Consider the following 13372-nt stretch of genomic DNA (forward strand, 5'->3'; position numbering starts at 1 on the left):
ATCGGGTGGCAGCGTGACCTGCACGTTTGCGTGACGTGATGGGTTTGTCACTACTTGGCGTATTGGGCGTCGGAATCCCACCGGGTGAATCCCAACCGCTCGTACACGGCCAATGCCGCAGCGTTGTCGGATTCGACGTACAGCATCACCTCGCTCGCCCCGGAACGCCGCAGGTGCGCCAGGCCCGCCAGGGTCAGCGCCTTGCCCAGCCCGCCGCCCTGCGCGTCCGGGTCGACGCCCACCACGTACACCTCGCCGAGGTCCGGCGTGTGGGCCTTGGTCCAGTGGAAGCCGAGCAACCGGTTCTCGCCGTCGACGGCGAGCAGGAACCCGGCCGGGTCGAACCAGCGCTCCTGCTCCTTGTCCCGGACGTCCTCGATGCTCATCGCGCCCTGCTCGGGGTGCCAGGCGAAGGCCCGGTGGTTGACGTACACCACGGCCGCCTCGTCCCGCCCCGGCTCGAACGGGCGCAGCGCCACCCCGTCGGGCAGGGTCGCGTCGGGCAGCGTGTCGTCCAGCGGGCGGCGCAGCCGCAACAGCTCGCGGACCTTCCGGTAGCCCAGCTTCCCGGCCAGCGCCGACGCCCCGGCGTGCCCGCCGTGCGACCAGATCCGCAACGGCTCGGCGCGCGCGGCGGCGGCCTCGACCAGCGCGGTGCCCACGCCCTGCCGCCGGTGCTCGGGGTGGACGGCCAGCTCGGCCACCTTGTTGTCGTCGGCGTCGCCGAGCAGGTCGAGGTGCAGGTAGCCCACCAGGGTGTCGCCGGAGTTGGCCAGCAGGTGGGCGCTGCCCCGCGCGCCGGGCCGCAGCCGCATCAGCACCTGCTCGCCCACGGCGGCCACGCCGTCCGCGCGGGCGGCCGCGTCGAGCAGGTCGGTCACGTCACGGAACTGCTCGGTGGACAGCTCTTCGAACCACGTCGATTCCACACCGGGGGAAACTACCGGGTAGGGACCGCTATTTCAGCGGTGCTGGAACCGCGGCTCCGCGTCGGCGGGCGGGGTGTCCGCGTCGAGCGACCCGACCCGGCGGGCGCTGCCCGGCCGCGGCGGGCGGACGAACTTGTAGCCGACGTTGCGCACGGTGCCGATCAGCGACTCGTGCTCGGGGCCGAGCTTGGCGCGCAGCCGCCGCACGTGGACGTCCACGGTGCGGGTGCCGCCGAAGAAGTCGTAGCCCCACACCTCTTGCAGGAGCTGGGCCCGGGTGAACACCCGGCCGGCGTGCTGTGCCAGGTACTTGAGCAGCTCGAACTCCTTGTAGGTCAGGTCGAGCGGCCGGCCGCGCAGGCGGGCCGTGTAGGTCGCCTCGTCGATGACCAGCTCGCCGAGCTGGATGGCGCCGTCGCCGCCGGGGGCGGTGGCGCCGCGCCGGGACCGCACCAGCCGCAGCCGGGCGTCCACCTCGGCCGGGCCGGAGGTCGGCAGCAGGATCTCGTCCACGCTCCAGTCCGCGTTCACCGCGACCAGGCCGCCCTCGGTGACCACCGCCACCACGGGCACGTCCACGCCGCTGGAGTCCAGCAGCCGGCACAGGCCGCGCGCCCCGGCCAGGTCCGCACGGGCGTCCACCAGCACGACGTCGTGCGGGCCGGCCTCCAGCAGCGCCGAGACCTCCGGGCGCAGCGGGCGCACCGCGTGCGGGAGCAGCGACAGCGCGGGGAGCACCGCCTCGGGGTCGGCGTCGGTGGTCAGCAGCAGCACGTCGATACTCATCGCGGCGCCCTCCTGTTCGGCCGGTGTCCGGTCACGAACCAGACACAGCGCCAAGTACGGTGACCGGGCCCCGTTGCCTGCGGATGACGGAGACGATACCGGTGCACACCACGAAAGACCCAGGTCAGCTGGACAGCGTCACAGTTGTTCCCCCGAACGTCACTCCCGTCACGTCCGTGTCGCACGACGCGGTGACCCTGCACGGACTGCACCTGACCTCGTCACCTTCCGTCACCGACCTCGCATTCGTCGTCGGTCACGGCTTCACCAACCACGTCCGCAAGCCGTTCGTCCTGCGCGTGCTGGAGCGGTTCGCCCGGCACGGCGGCGTCGTCGCGCTGGACTTCCGCGGCCACGGCCGGTCGCACGGGCTGTCCACGGTCGGCAACGACGAGGTGCACGACCTGGCGGCCGGGGTTTCGCTGGCCCGCGACCTCGGGTACCGACGCGTGGTGACCGTCGGGTTCTCCATGGGGGCCTCCATCGCGCTGCGCCACGCCGCCCTGCACGACGAGCGCCCGGCGGCCGTCGCGGCGGTGAGCACCCCGTCGCGCTGGTGGGTGCGCGACACCGTCGCCATGCGCCGGGTGCACTGGCTGCTGGAGCAGCCGCACGGCCGGCTCGCCGCCCGCGCGCTGGGCGTCCGGCTGGGACCGCCGTGGCGGATCACGCCGCCCAGCCCGCTGGAGGTGGTGCACCGGATCGCGCCCACCCCGCTGCTGATCGTGCACGGCGAGGAGGACCACTACTTCGGCCCGGCGCACGCGCGGGCGCTGCACCGGGCGGCGGGCGGCGGGGGCGAGCTGTGGCTGGAGCCGCGGATCCGCCACGCGGAGTCCGCCATGACGCCGGCTCTGGTAGACCGGATCGCGACCTGGCTCGACCACCGTTCGACCGACGAGGGAAGTCGATGACCGCCACACCGACCGCACGCCGCCCGACCAGGGGCCGCAAGCTGATCATCGCCGGACTGGTGCTGGTCGGCCTGCTGGTCGCGGCCGACTACGGGCTCGCCGCGGCGGGTGAGTACCAGGTCGCCCAGCGGATGCGGGACAAGTTCCGGCTGGCCGACGACCCGACCGTGCGGATCAACGGGTTCCCGTTCCTCTACCAGGCGCTGACCGGCGACTACCGGGACATCGAGATCACCGCGTCCGGCGTGCCGGTGCGCGACTCGCTGCGCGACCTGGAGATCCGGGCGAACCTCTACCACACCCGGATCGGCCTGTCGGACCTGTTGTCCGGCAACACCCGGGGCGCCCGGATCGACCAGGTCACGGGCAGCGTCAAGATCAAGGCGCAGGACCTCAACCGGCTGGTCAACAGCGTCACCCCGTTCACCGACATGGCGATCGAGCCGGACACCCGGCCGGAGGCGACGCCGACGCCCGCGCCCGCCAAGCCGGACCCGACCAAGGCCGCGGTCAAGCTCAGCGGCAGCACCACGGTCGCCGGCCGCAAGATCCGGATCACCGCGTACGGCGCGGTCACCCTGGTCGCGGACCACCAGGTCGCGGTGTCGGTGAACGACGTGGAGCTGGACGACACGTCGCTGGCCGGCCTGAACGAGGTGCTGGGCGTGGTGCGGCAGGCGTTGAGCGTGACCATCGACCCCGGTGTGCTGCCGTTCACCGTGACGCCGACCGCCGTCCGGGTGGAGAGCGGGGCGTTCACCGTCGAGGGCACCATCCACGACATCCCGCTCGACCAGGGCTGAGATCGCGATGACCGGGGTGTGGGCCCTGCTCGGCGTGGTCGCGGTGGTCGCCGCGGTCGGCGTGCTGCTGCGCGTGCGCGACGGGCGGGTCCGGACCGGGAAGGAGCAGCGGGTGGACCTGCCGCGAGAGGTGCGGGAACTGCTCGACCCGGGCACCCCGGTCACGCTGGTGCAGATCTCCACGACGTTCTGCGCGCCGTGCCGGCACACCCGCGTGCTGCTGGCCGACCTGGCCGAGCGCACCGAGGGTCTGCGGCACGTCGACCTGGACGTCACGAACCTGCCCGAGGTGGCCGCCGGGCTGGGCGTGCTGCGCACCCCGACGACCCTCGCGCTGGACGCCCGCGGCACCGAGCTGTTGCGGGTCGGCGGCGTGCCGAAACGGGATGCGCTTCTTGCGGCCCTGCGCGACTACCTGCCCCGCCCGAACGGGTGAACCTGGGAACTCCCACGTTGTGGACGCCACTCCCGACAGGAGAAACCAGCGGCTACCCTCGTCGGCATGAACACGCTGCTGACCAAGCGACTCGCGGTCGACCTGTGCCGCGTCCGCAGCAGCCTGTGTCGCGCGATGAGCTGACCGGGCGGGTTCACCCGGCAGTCTGATGCCTTGACCGGCGTGCGCGACTGCCTCTAACACCGCCTGAAGACGGACTGCCCCGTCATGTCACCGTCAGGAGGTCGTCGTGCCCAAGGATGTCCCCGTAGACCCGCGCGGGCCGCGCTTCAGCGCGTGGATCACCACCGCCATCCTCGCCGTCGTGCTCCTGACCGGGTCGTGGCGGCTGCTCGCCGCGCAGACCGTGCTGTTCGGGCTGTGCGCGTTCATCTCGCTCAAGCTCAACCCGTGGGGGCACGTCTACCGGTTCGCCGTCCAGCCGCGGATCAAGCCGACGACGGAACGCGAGGCCCCCGAGCCGCTGCGGTTCGCGCAGGGCGTCGGGTTCGTGTTCGCCCTGGTGGGGACCATCGGGTACGCCTCCGGCCTCACCGCGCTCGGGGTCGTCGCCACGTCCGCCGCGCTGGTCGCCGCGCTGCTCAACGCCGCGCTCGGCCTGTGCCTGGGCTGTGAGATGTTCCTGCTCCTGCGCCGCTACGCCCCAGCCCTCGCCCGCCCCCAGTAAGCCGAGAAACAAGAAACTGGAGCAGCTTCGATGAGCCGTGAAGACGTCCTGGTCTCCGCCGCCTGGTCCGAGGAGAACCTCAACACGCCCGGCGTGGTGTTCGTGGAGGTCGACGAGGACACCACCGCCTACGAGGGTGGCCACATCCCCGGCGCGGTGCGGATCGACTGGAAGACCGAGCTCCAGGACCAGGTCCGCCGCGACTTCGTGGACCGCGCGGGCTTCGAGAAGCTCCTGTCCGCCAAGGGCATCTCCAACGACGACACCGTGGTCCTCTACGGCGGCAACAACAACTGGTTCGCCGCCTACGCCTACTGGTACTTCAAGCTCTACGGCCACGACGCGGTGAAGCTGCTCGACGGCGGCCGCAAGAAGTGGGAGCTCGACGGCCGTCCGCTGGACAAGGACGCCGTCTCCCGCGAGGCCACGAACTACCAGGCGCAGGAGCAGGACCACTCGATCCGCGCGTTCCGCGACGAGGTCGTCGACGCCATCGGCAACAAGAACCTGGTCGACGTGCGCTCGCCCGACGAGTTCTCCGGCAAGCTGCTCGCCCCGGCGCACCTGCCGCAGGAGCAGGCGCAGCGCGGCGGCCACATCCCGTCCGCGATCAACGTGCCGTGGAGCAAGGCGGCCAACGAGGACGGCACCTTCAAGTCCGACGCGGAGCTGGCCGAGATCTACGGCGAGGCCGGGTTCGACGGCTCCCGCAAGACGATCGCGTACTGCCGCATCGGCGAGCGCTCGTCGCACACCTGGTTCGCGCTGCACGAGCTGCTCGGGCACCAGGACGTGAAGAACTACGACGGTTCCTGGACCGAGTACGGCTCGCTGGTCGGCGTGCCGGTGGAGCTCGGCAGCGGCAAGGAGGACTGATGAGCGACACCTGTGGTGCGCCGGTTCAGGGCGTGGACGTCGAGGTCGGCGCGGGCGAGGTCGTGCTGACCGGCAAGGTCAGCACGACGGACGGCCCGGTGGGCGGCGCGTTCGTGCGGCTGCTCGACTCGACCGGCGAGTTCACCGCCGAGGTCGTGTCCTCGCCGGAGGGCGACTTCCGGTTCTACGCGGCACCGGGCACGTGGACGATCCGCGCGCTGCACCGGTCGGGCAACGGCCAGGCGTCGGTGTCCGCCGACGGTCCGGGCGTGCACGCGGTCTCGGTGGCCGTGGCCTGACCCAGGCTCAGGACTCGGGAGTGCACGGGCTCGCGCCCGGCGCTACCCATCGGGATCCCCGGTGCGCACTGGCACCGGGGATCCCGTTTTTGTGTCACGTTGCCCACCGCGCCCGAGCCTCCGCGACGCCCCGGCTATAAACTTGACGGGTGGAACACTTCTTCACAGTCCTGATGATCGTGGTGGCGTTGGCCGTCGTCTGGTTCTCCGCGTACGTGGTCTACCGGCTGTACTCCGACCAGCGCTGATGACGGAGAACTCGCCCGTGCCGGGCAGCGGTGACGCGGCGGTGCGGGCCGCCGCCACGCGCGCCGAGACGACCGGTGCCCGCAACCTGCCGCAGTTCGACGACCTGCCGGTCCCGGCGGACACCGCGAACCTGCGCGAGGGCCCGTCGCTGCACGACGCGTGCCTGGCGCTGCTGCCGCTGGTCGGGATGTGGCGCGGCGAGGGCGAGGTCGTGTACCCGACGATCGACGGCCCGTACCGGTTCGGCCAGCAGGTCACGTTCGCGCACGACGGCCGCCCGTTCCTGTTCTACGAGGCCCGGTCCTGGCTGTTGGACGCCGACGGCGCCGTGATCCGCCAGGCCGCCCGCGAGACGGGTTTCTGGCGTCCGCAGCCGGACGACACGATCGAGGTGCTGCTGGCGCACAACACCGGGATCATGGAGCTGTACTACGGCAAGCCGCGCAGCCAGACGTCGTGGGAGCTGGGCACCGACGCGGTGGTCCGGACGACGACCGCGAAGGACGTCACGGGCGCGCAACGGCTCTACGGCATCGTGAACGGCGGCGACCTCGCGTACGTCGAGGAGCGCGCGATGGTGGGCCAGCCGCTCCAGCCGCACACGTCGGCGCACCTCAAGCGCGTGGTCGGCTGACCGGTCCGCTGTCGGCTCGATCCGAACCAGCCGACCTGGGGGCCGAACGTGCGCGTGCCGGAAAGTCCTCGGTTAGGATTGTTCAACAATCCAACTTGAGGACCTATCGTGGGTGCCATGCGGCTGCGGCGTTGCGGAACCGACGCGGTGCTGGTCGAGGTCGACTCGGCCGGTGAGGTGGAGGCGGTGCGCGCGGCGGTCCAGGCCGCGGCGCTGCCCGAGGTGGTGGAGCTGGTCCCGGCGGCCCGCACGGTCCTGGTGACGGCCCGTCCGGGCGGCCTGCCGGCGGTCCGACGGGTGCTGGCGGCCGTCCGGTCGACCGACCCGGTCGACGTGCCGACCCGCGAGGTGGAGATCCCGGCGGTCTACGACGGGCCGGACCTCGACCTGGTCGCGACCACCGCGGGCCTCACCCCGGACGAGGTCGTCGCCCTGCACACCGAGACCGTCTACTCGGTCGCGTTCTGCGGGTTCGCCCCCGGTTTCGCCTACCTGACCGGCCTGCCCGAACCGCTGCGCCAGCCCCGGCTGGACTCCCCGCGCACGAAGGTGCCGGCGGGCTCGGTGGGCCTGGCGGGCGAGTACACCGCCGCCTACCCGCGGTCCACGCCCGGCGGCTGGCGGCTCATCGGCCGCACCGACGCCCCGCTGTTCGACCCGCGCCACGACCCGCCCGCGCTGCTCTCGCCGGGCGACCGGGTGCGCTTCCGGGCGGTCCGGTGACGGCGCTCGACCAGGCGCGACCCGCCCGGTCCGTCACGGTCCTGCGCACCGGGCCCCAGGCGCTGGTCCAAGACCTCGGCCGGCCCGGCCACGCGCACCTCGGCGTGCCGCCGTCCGGCGCGCTGGACCCGCCGTCGCTGCGCCTGGCGAACCGGCTGGTCGGCAACCCCGAGGACGCCGCCGGGCTGGAACTCCTGCTCGGCGGCCTGGTGCTGCGCGCCGCCGCGTCGTGCACCGTCGCGGTCACCGGCCCGAGCACGCCCACCCTGGTCAACGGCCGGCTGCGGGACTGCCCGACCCACCTGCGCCCCGGCGACGAGCTGACCGTCGGCACCCCGCGCACCGGCCTGCGCTGCTACCTCGCGATCTCCGGGGGCATCGCCGTGCCGGCCGAGCTGGGCAGCCGCGCCGCGGACCTGCTCTCCGGCCTCGGCCCGCCGCCGCTGCGCCCCGGCGACGTGCTGCCGCTCGGCCCGCCGACGGGGGTGCCGACCGGGGCCGACGTGCTGCCGCCGCTGCGCGTCGCGGACGAGGTGGTGGTGCCGATCCTGCTCGGCCCCCGCGACGACTGGTTCGACGACCCGCTCGGACAGCTCCGCACCGGCCGGTGGTCCGCGTCCGAGCGGAGCAACCGGGTGGGGCTGCGCCTGGACGGCACGGCGCTGGCCCGGACCGCCGCCCACCGGGGTCGCGAGCTGCCCAGCGAGGGGCTGGTGACCGGGGCCGTCCAGGTGCCGGCGGACGGCCGACCTGTGGTGTTCCTGGCCGACCACCCGACGACCGGCGGTTACCCGGTGGTAGGCGTGGTGCCGCCGGACGCCCTGCCGCTGCTCGGCCAGGCGCGGCCGGGAACCCGGGTCCGGTTCCGGCCACACGGCTGAACGGACGCAATTGGTCTAGACCCATTGTCATTGGTGTGACGAAGACCTAGTTTCAAGTCTTGGCCGCCGTGGTTCTCGACTGTCCCTGTCAATCGAGAGGCACAACCGAAATGCGCCGACTAGCCATCGCGCTGGTGGCACTAGCCGCCACCGCCACCTTCGCCACGCCGGCAACCGCCGCAGCGGGCCTGACCGCCACGTTCAGCCGAACGGGCACCACAGCCAAGTTCGTGGTCAACAACCCGACCACAGCTGCCATCTCCGGCTGGTCGATCAAGTTCGACCTGCCCGCCGGCGTGACGGTGAGCGGTGCGCAGAACGCGACCACCACCCAGAACGGCACCAAGGTCACGCTCACCCCCGCCTACTACATCAGCACCATCCAGGCGGGCCGCAACACCGACCCGTTCAGCCCGACGTTCACGCTGAGCTCGGCGGTCGACCCGACGTCGTGCACGCTCAACGGCGCGAACTGCGACGGCACCGGCCCCGAGCCGCCACCGCCCGCACCGGTCACGGCCGACTTCAGCCTGACCGGCAGCACCGGCAAGTTCGTGGTCGCGAACAACACCACGACGACGCTGACCGAGTGGTCGATCACGTTCACGCTGCCCGCGGGCGTCACCGCGAGCAACGGGAACAACGCGACCGTCACCCAGAACGGCAACTCGGTCACCGTGGTCCCGGTGCACTACAACAAGTCGGTCGGTCCCAAGAAGACCACCGAGCCGTACAGCCCGACGTTCACGCTGAGCCGCGCGGTGGAACCCGTCACCTGCCGGATCAACAACGTGAACTGCGACGGTTCGCCGGACGTCCCGCCGACCGTCCCCGGTGACCTGCGCTCCCCGGTGAAGACCACGAAGTCCGTGTCGCTGCAGTGGAACGCGTCCAACGCGGGTTCGCTGCCGGTCGCGGGCTACGACGTCTACAACGGAACCGCGCTGGCCACCACGGTCACCGGCACCAGTGCCACGGTAACCGGTCTCACGCCGAACACCGCGTACTCGTTCACCGTGAAGGCCAAGGACACCAAGGGCACCCAGTCCGGGGCCAGCAACGCCATCAGCGTCACCACGAACAACCCGGCCGACGACACCCAGCCGCCGACCACCCCGACCAACCTGCGCAGCACCGCGAAGGACGCGGGCAGCGTCACGCTCGCGTGGAACGCGTCCACGGACAACAACAAGGTCGCGAACTACGACGTCTACCAGGGCGACGCGGTCCGCGCCACGGTCACCGAGACCACGGCGAAGATCGACGGCCTGTCGCCGTCCACCGAGTACACCTTCCAGGTGAAGGCCCGGGACATCTACGACAACGAGTCGGGCCTGAGCAGCGCCGTCAAGGTGACCACTTCGGACATCGTCGGCGGGTACGCGAAGGTCGGCTACTTCGTGCAGTGGGGCATCTACGGTCGCCAGTTCTTCGTGAAGAACCTGGACACCAACGGGTCCGCGGCGAAGCTGACGCACATCAACTACGCGTTCGGCAACATCGACCCGGTCAACCTGACCTGCCTGCACGGCGTCACCAAGGGCACCTCGCCCAACCCGCAGGACCCCAACCAGGGCGACGGCGCGGGTGACGCGGAAGCCGACTACAGCCGGCCGTTCAGCTCGGCGCAGTCGGTCGACGGCGTCGCGGACACCGGCTGGGAGCCGCTGCGCGGCAACTACAACCAGCTCAAGAAGCTCAAGGCGAAGCACCCGCACCTCAAGGTGCTGATCTCGCTGGGCGGCTGGACGTACTCGAAGTACTTCTCCGACGTCGCGGCCACCGACGCGGCGCGCAAGAAGTTCGTCGCGTCGTGCGTCGACATGTACCTGAAGGGCAACCTGCCGACCTACAACGCGGCGGGCGGTCCGGGCACGGCGGCCGGCATCTTCGACGGCATCGACCTCGACTGGGAGTGGCCCGGCGCCGAAGGCCACGCCGGCAACCACATCAGCCCGGACGACAAGCGGAACAACACCCTCCTGATCGAGGAGTTCCGCAAGCAGATGGACGAGCTGACCAAGACCTCCGGCAGGCGCTACCAGCTGACCGCGTTCACCCCGGCCGACCGGGGCAAGATCGACGCCGGCTGGGAGCTGGGCCGGGTGGCGCAGTCCATGGACATCTTCAACGTCCAGGGCTACGACTTCCACGGCTCGGGCAGCGACAACTCGTGGGAGCCGAACCGGACCGGCCACCAGGGCAACCTGTACGCCGACAAGGACGACCCGTACCCGTTCCACTTCAGCGTGGAGGACACGGTCAACGCCTACCTCGAAGCCGGGGTGCACCCGCGCAAGATCACGGTGGGCCTGGCGTTCTACGGCCGGGGCTGGCAGGGCGTCCAGGACGGCGGGAAGAAGGGCGAGTGGCAGTCGGCGACCGGTGCGGCACCGGGCCAGTTCGCCGAGGAGGCCGGCACCCGCGGCTACTCCAACCTGCTGGCCAGCGTCCCGAACTGCACCGTCGTGCACGACGAACCGGCGGTGGCCACCTCCTGCTTCACCGGCAACGGCGGGCAGTGGTGGACCTTCGACGACACGTGGTCGATCCAGAAGAAGACCGCGTGGATGAAGCAGCGCGGCCTGCTCGGCGCGATGATCTGGGAGATGTCCGGCGACACCGGCACGTTGATGAGTGCCGTTGACAACGGGCTGAAGTAATCCCTGCGGGAACGCGGCCCCCGGACTCCCGGGGGCCGCGTTTCCCGTCCCGCCCCGGCGCTCGGAACCTCAGTACTCGGCCTCGTAGAGCTCCACGAGCCGGGCGTGCAGGTCCGCGGAGTCGGGCAGCGGCTTGCCGTCCAGCGTGTGCACGCGGGTGATCTTGCGGACGCTGGACACCAGGAAGACGCCGTCCGCCGCGTGCAGCTCGTCCACCGCGATCGGCGCGACCTTGACCGTCCAACCCTCACGCGTGGCGGACCGGAACAGCGCGGCCTGCGTCGTGCCCGGCAGGATGCCCAAGGTCGAGGGCGGTGTGACCAGGTCCCGGTCGCGGGCCAGGACCAGCGTCGAGGTCGGGCCCTCCAGCACCGAGCCGGACGACGTGGTGAACACGACCTCCGCCGCGCCGCGCCGCTCGGCCTCGCGCAGGGCCGCCATGTTGACCGCGTAGGACAGCGACTTCGCGCCCAGCAGCAGCCACGGCGCGCGCTCGGCCAGCCCCGGCTCGATGCCCCGGTCCAGGGTGATCGCGGCGAGGCCGTCGGCCCGCTGGGCCCGCACCTTCGCCGAGATGTCCATGCCCAGCGTGAAGCCGGTCGCGGTGCCGTCACCGCCCTCGACGCCGCGGGTGTAGATCAGCTTGAGGGCGATCTCCCGGCCGCCGGTCCAGTTGTCCACCACCAGGCTGACCGTCCGCTCGAACGCGGCGCGGTCGGGTTCGGGCAGGTCCAGCAGGGCCGCCGAGCGGGCCAGCCGGTCCAGGTGCGGCCCCAGTTCACGGGGTTTGCCGTCCACGACGAGGACGGTCTCGAAGACGCCGTCGCCGCGCATCAGGCCGAGGTCGTCCACGCGGATCTGCGGGGCGTCGGGGTCGGCGAGGGTTCCATCCAGTAGAGCGAGCACGCGCATACAGTGAGACTACTCACGGCTTAACATCGGTTTCGTGGACACCGCGAGCGGCCCGAAGGCCCTGCGCAAGACGTTGCACGACCGCGGGATGCGGATGACGCCCCAGCGCCAACTGGTGCTGGACGCGGTGCGCGACCTCGGGCACGCGACACCCGAGCAGATCTGCCACCGCGTGCAGGTCACGGCCCCGACGGTGAACATCACCACGATCTACCGGACCCTCGACCTGCTGGAGCGGCTCGGGCTGATCCGGCACACCCACCTGGGCCACGGCGCGCCGAACTACTCGGCGGACGAGCACGAGCACGTCCACCTGGTGTGCCACCGGTGCGGCGGGGTCGACGAGGTGCCGTGTGATCTGCTGTCACCGCTGGGCGGAACACTCCGGGGTGAATTCGGGTTCGAACTGGATGCCAGCCACCTCGCGCTGTCCGGCACCTGCCGCGACTGCCTGAAGGAGAACTCGTGACCTCACCGCTGCTGACCGTGCCGGGCGCCGTCGCGCCGTTCGAGGGGTCCGCCGACCAGGGCGTGCCCTGGCACTTCGGCGACCCGTTCGCGGAGCAGCGCTCGGCGGCCCGGTCGGTCGCGGTGTTCGACCGGTCGAACCGGGCGGTGCTGGCGGTCTCCGGCGACGACCGGCTGACCTGGCTGCACTCGCTGACCAGCCAGCACTTCGAGGCGCTCGGCGAGGACCGGGGCAGCGAGATGCTGGTGCTGGACGTGCAGGGGCGGGTCGAGCACCACGCGGTGGTGGCCAACGTGGGCGGCGTGGTCTACCTCGACACCGAGGCGTCGACGGCGGGCGCGCTGCTGTCGTACCTGACGAAGATGGTGTTCTGGTCGAAGGTCGAGCCCCGCGACGCCACCGCCGAACTGGCCGTGCTGACCGTCGTCGGGCCGGAGCTCCCGGAGCTGTTCACCAGATCGGGTGTGGTGCTGCCCGAGCGGCTCGGTGTCGTGGAACTGCCCGGCGGCGGGTTCGTGCGGCGGATGCCGTGGCCCGGTCAGGACGCCGCCGACCTGGTCGTGCCGCGCGGGTTGCTGACCGACTGGTGGGCGAAGCTGACCGACGCGGGCGCGCGCCCGGCGGGCAGCTGGGCGTTCGAGGCGTTGCGGGTGGAGTCGCTGCGGCCCCGGCTGGGCGTGGACACCGACGAGAAGACCATCCCGCACGAGGTCAACTGGATCGGCTCGGCGGTCCACCTGGACAAGGGCTGCTACCGCGGCCAGGAGACGGTGTCGAAGGTGCACAACGTCGGCCGGCCGCCGCGGCGGATGCTGCTGCTGCACCTGGACGGGACCCGGGAGGTCCAGCCGGAGACCGGCGACCCGGTGGTGGTCGGCGAGAAGGTGGTCGGCCGGGTCGGGTCGGTGGCGCTGCACCACGAGCTGGGCACGATCGCGTTGGCGCTGGTCAAGCGCTCGGTGCCGGTCGAGGCCGAGCTGCTGGTGGGTGTCGACGACCGGGTCGTGCAGGCGTCGGTGGACCCCGATTCGGTGCCGCCGGACACCCCGGGCCTGGGCCGGGAAGCCGCCCGGAACCTGGGGCGGTAGTCGCCGGACGCGCCGGGTTCTG

At 71.7% G+C, this 13372-nt stretch carries 16 protein-coding genes; 13 read left to right on the forward strand and 3 right to left on the reverse strand.

Translation table 11 applies throughout. The features are described 5' to 3' along the window. Positions 1–50: 50 nt before the first annotated feature. Both mshD and BN6_RS39705 read right to left on the reverse strand, forming a co-directional pair. Positions 51–929, reverse strand: coding sequence for a mycothiol synthase (gene mshD, locus BN6_RS39700; RefSeq protein WP_015105520.1), 879 nt, complete (start codon positions 927–929; stop codon positions 51–53). A gap of 33 nt (positions 930–962) precedes the next feature. Beyond that, a complete protein-coding gene (locus BN6_RS39705; protein WP_015105521.1) occupies positions 963–1715 on the reverse strand; it encodes a response regulator transcription factor in 753 nt (250 codons plus the stop codon). Positions 1716–1891: 176 nt separating this feature from the next. Here BN6_RS39705 and BN6_RS39710 point away from each other — a divergent pair, with 176 nt between their 5' ends. From BN6_RS39710 to BN6_RS39755, 11 genes are all read left to right on the forward strand, one after another. Then, entirely contained in the window at positions 1892–2629 is a 738-nt protein-coding gene (locus BN6_RS39710; RefSeq protein ID WP_231904864.1) for an alpha/beta hydrolase family protein, read from the forward strand. Beyond that, positions 2626–3432 (forward strand): LmeA family phospholipid-binding protein, encoded by an 807-nt coding sequence (locus BN6_RS39715; protein ID WP_015105523.1) that lies wholly within the window; start codon positions 2626–2628, stop codon positions 3430–3432. The genes BN6_RS39710 and BN6_RS39715 overlap by 4 nt, the downstream gene beginning before the upstream one ends. A 7-nt stretch (positions 3433–3439) precedes the next feature. Beyond that, positions 3440–3868 carry a TlpA family protein disulfide reductase gene (locus tag BN6_RS39720; RefSeq protein ID WP_015105524.1) on the forward strand — a complete coding sequence of 143 codons (429 nt, stop codon included), beginning with the start codon at positions 3440–3442 and terminating at the stop codon, positions 3866–3868. Positions 3869–3934: 66 nt separating this feature from the next. Beyond that, entirely contained in the window at positions 3935–4012 is a 78-nt protein-coding gene (locus BN6_RS50350; protein WP_408005351.1) for a putative leader peptide, read from the forward strand. A gap of 106 nt (positions 4013–4118) precedes the next feature. Next, positions 4119–4556 carry a DUF4395 domain-containing protein gene (locus BN6_RS39725; protein ID WP_015105525.1) on the forward strand — a complete coding sequence of 146 codons (438 nt, stop codon included), beginning with the start codon at positions 4119–4121 and terminating at the stop codon, positions 4554–4556. 30 nt (positions 4557–4586) lie between these two features. Beyond that, a complete protein-coding gene (locus BN6_RS39730) occupies positions 4587–5432 on the forward strand; it encodes a sulfurtransferase (protein ID WP_015105526.1) in 846 nt (281 codons plus the stop codon). Next, positions 5432–5731 carry a DUF1416 domain-containing protein gene (locus BN6_RS39735; RefSeq protein WP_015105527.1) on the forward strand — a complete coding sequence of 100 codons (300 nt, stop codon included), beginning with the start codon at positions 5432–5434 and terminating at the stop codon, positions 5729–5731. The genes BN6_RS39730 and BN6_RS39735 overlap by 1 nt, the downstream gene beginning before the upstream one ends. A 247-nt stretch (positions 5732–5978) precedes the next feature. After that, the gene (locus BN6_RS39740; protein WP_041315659.1) at positions 5979–6614 is read left to right on the forward strand and encodes an FABP family protein; all 636 of its coding nucleotides are present in this window, start codon (positions 5979–5981) and stop codon (positions 6612–6614) included. 117 nt (positions 6615–6731) lie between these two features. Beyond that, positions 6732–7337 (forward strand): 5-oxoprolinase subunit PxpB, encoded by a 606-nt coding sequence (pxpB, locus tag BN6_RS39745; RefSeq protein WP_041315661.1) that lies wholly within the window; start codon positions 6732–6734, stop codon positions 7335–7337. Then, positions 7334–8218: a 5-oxoprolinase subunit C family protein gene (locus tag BN6_RS39750; protein ID WP_015105530.1), complete on the forward strand. Its 885-nt coding sequence runs from the start codon at positions 7334–7336 to the stop codon at positions 8216–8218. Before pxpB ends, BN6_RS39750 begins: the two co-directional genes overlap by 4 nt. A gap of 110 nt (positions 8219–8328) precedes the next feature. Then, entirely contained in the window at positions 8329–10881 is a 2553-nt protein-coding gene (locus BN6_RS39755) for a glycosyl hydrolase family 18 protein (protein WP_015105531.1), read from the forward strand. Positions 10882–10950: 69 nt separating this feature from the next. On the opposite strand, the gene BN6_RS39760 is transcribed toward BN6_RS39755, so the two are convergent. Beyond that, entirely contained in the window at positions 10951–11793 is an 843-nt protein-coding gene (locus BN6_RS39760) for an aminodeoxychorismate lyase (protein WP_015105532.1), read from the reverse strand. 34 nt (positions 11794–11827) lie between these two features. On the opposite strand from BN6_RS39760, the gene BN6_RS39765 reads away from it, so the two are divergent. Both BN6_RS39765 and ygfZ read left to right on the forward strand, forming a co-directional pair. After that, complete coding sequence (locus BN6_RS39765; protein ID WP_015105533.1) at positions 11828–12262, forward strand: Fur family transcriptional regulator; 435 nt, start codon at positions 11828–11830, stop codon at positions 12260–12262. Next, positions 12259–13350, forward strand: a complete 1092-nt coding sequence (gene ygfZ / locus BN6_RS39770; protein WP_015105534.1) for a CAF17-like 4Fe-4S cluster assembly/insertion protein YgfZ — start codon at positions 12259–12261, stop codon at positions 13348–13350. The genes BN6_RS39765 and ygfZ overlap by 4 nt, the downstream gene beginning before the upstream one ends. The last annotated feature ends 22 nt before the right edge of the window (positions 13351–13372 follow it).

The sequence above is a fragment of the Saccharothrix espanaensis DSM 44229 genome, from assembly GCF_000328705.1.
Classification (GTDB): domain Bacteria; phylum Actinomycetota; class Actinomycetes; order Mycobacteriales; family Pseudonocardiaceae; genus Actinosynnema; species Actinosynnema espanaense.

What these genes read in the sequence shown, in the direction of transcription:
- BN6_RS39705 (WP_015105521.1), bottom strand. Translation starts at nt 1,715, where the DNA reads ATGAGTATCGACGTGCTGCTGCTGACCACCGACGCCGACCCCGAGGCG.
- BN6_RS39715 (WP_015105523.1), top strand. Translation starts at nt 2,626, where the DNA reads ATGACCGCCACACCGACCGCACGCCGCCCGACCAGGGGCCGCAAGCTG.
- BN6_RS39720 (WP_015105524.1), top strand. Translation starts at nt 3,440, where the DNA reads ATGACCGGGGTGTGGGCCCTGCTCGGCGTGGTCGCGGTGGTCGCCGCG.
- BN6_RS50350 (WP_408005351.1), top strand. Translation starts at nt 3,935, where the DNA reads ATGAACACGCTGCTGACCAAGCGACTCGCGGTCGACCTGTGCCGCGTC.
- BN6_RS39730 (WP_015105526.1), top strand. Translation starts at nt 4,587, where the DNA reads ATGAGCCGTGAAGACGTCCTGGTCTCCGCCGCCTGGTCCGAGGAGAAC.
- BN6_RS39735 (WP_015105527.1), top strand. Translation starts at nt 5,432, where the DNA reads ATGAGCGACACCTGTGGTGCGCCGGTTCAGGGCGTGGACGTCGAGGTC.
- BN6_RS39740 (WP_041315659.1), top strand. Translation starts at nt 5,979, where the DNA reads ATGACGGAGAACTCGCCCGTGCCGGGCAGCGGTGACGCGGCGGTGCGG.
- pxpB (WP_041315661.1), top strand. Translation starts at nt 6,732, where the DNA reads ATGCGGCTGCGGCGTTGCGGAACCGACGCGGTGCTGGTCGAGGTCGAC.
- BN6_RS39755 (WP_015105531.1), top strand. Translation starts at nt 8,329, where the DNA reads ATGCGCCGACTAGCCATCGCGCTGGTGGCACTAGCCGCCACCGCCACC.
- BN6_RS39760 (WP_015105532.1), bottom strand. Translation starts at nt 11,793, where the DNA reads ATGCGCGTGCTCGCTCTACTGGATGGAACCCTCGCCGACCCCGACGCC.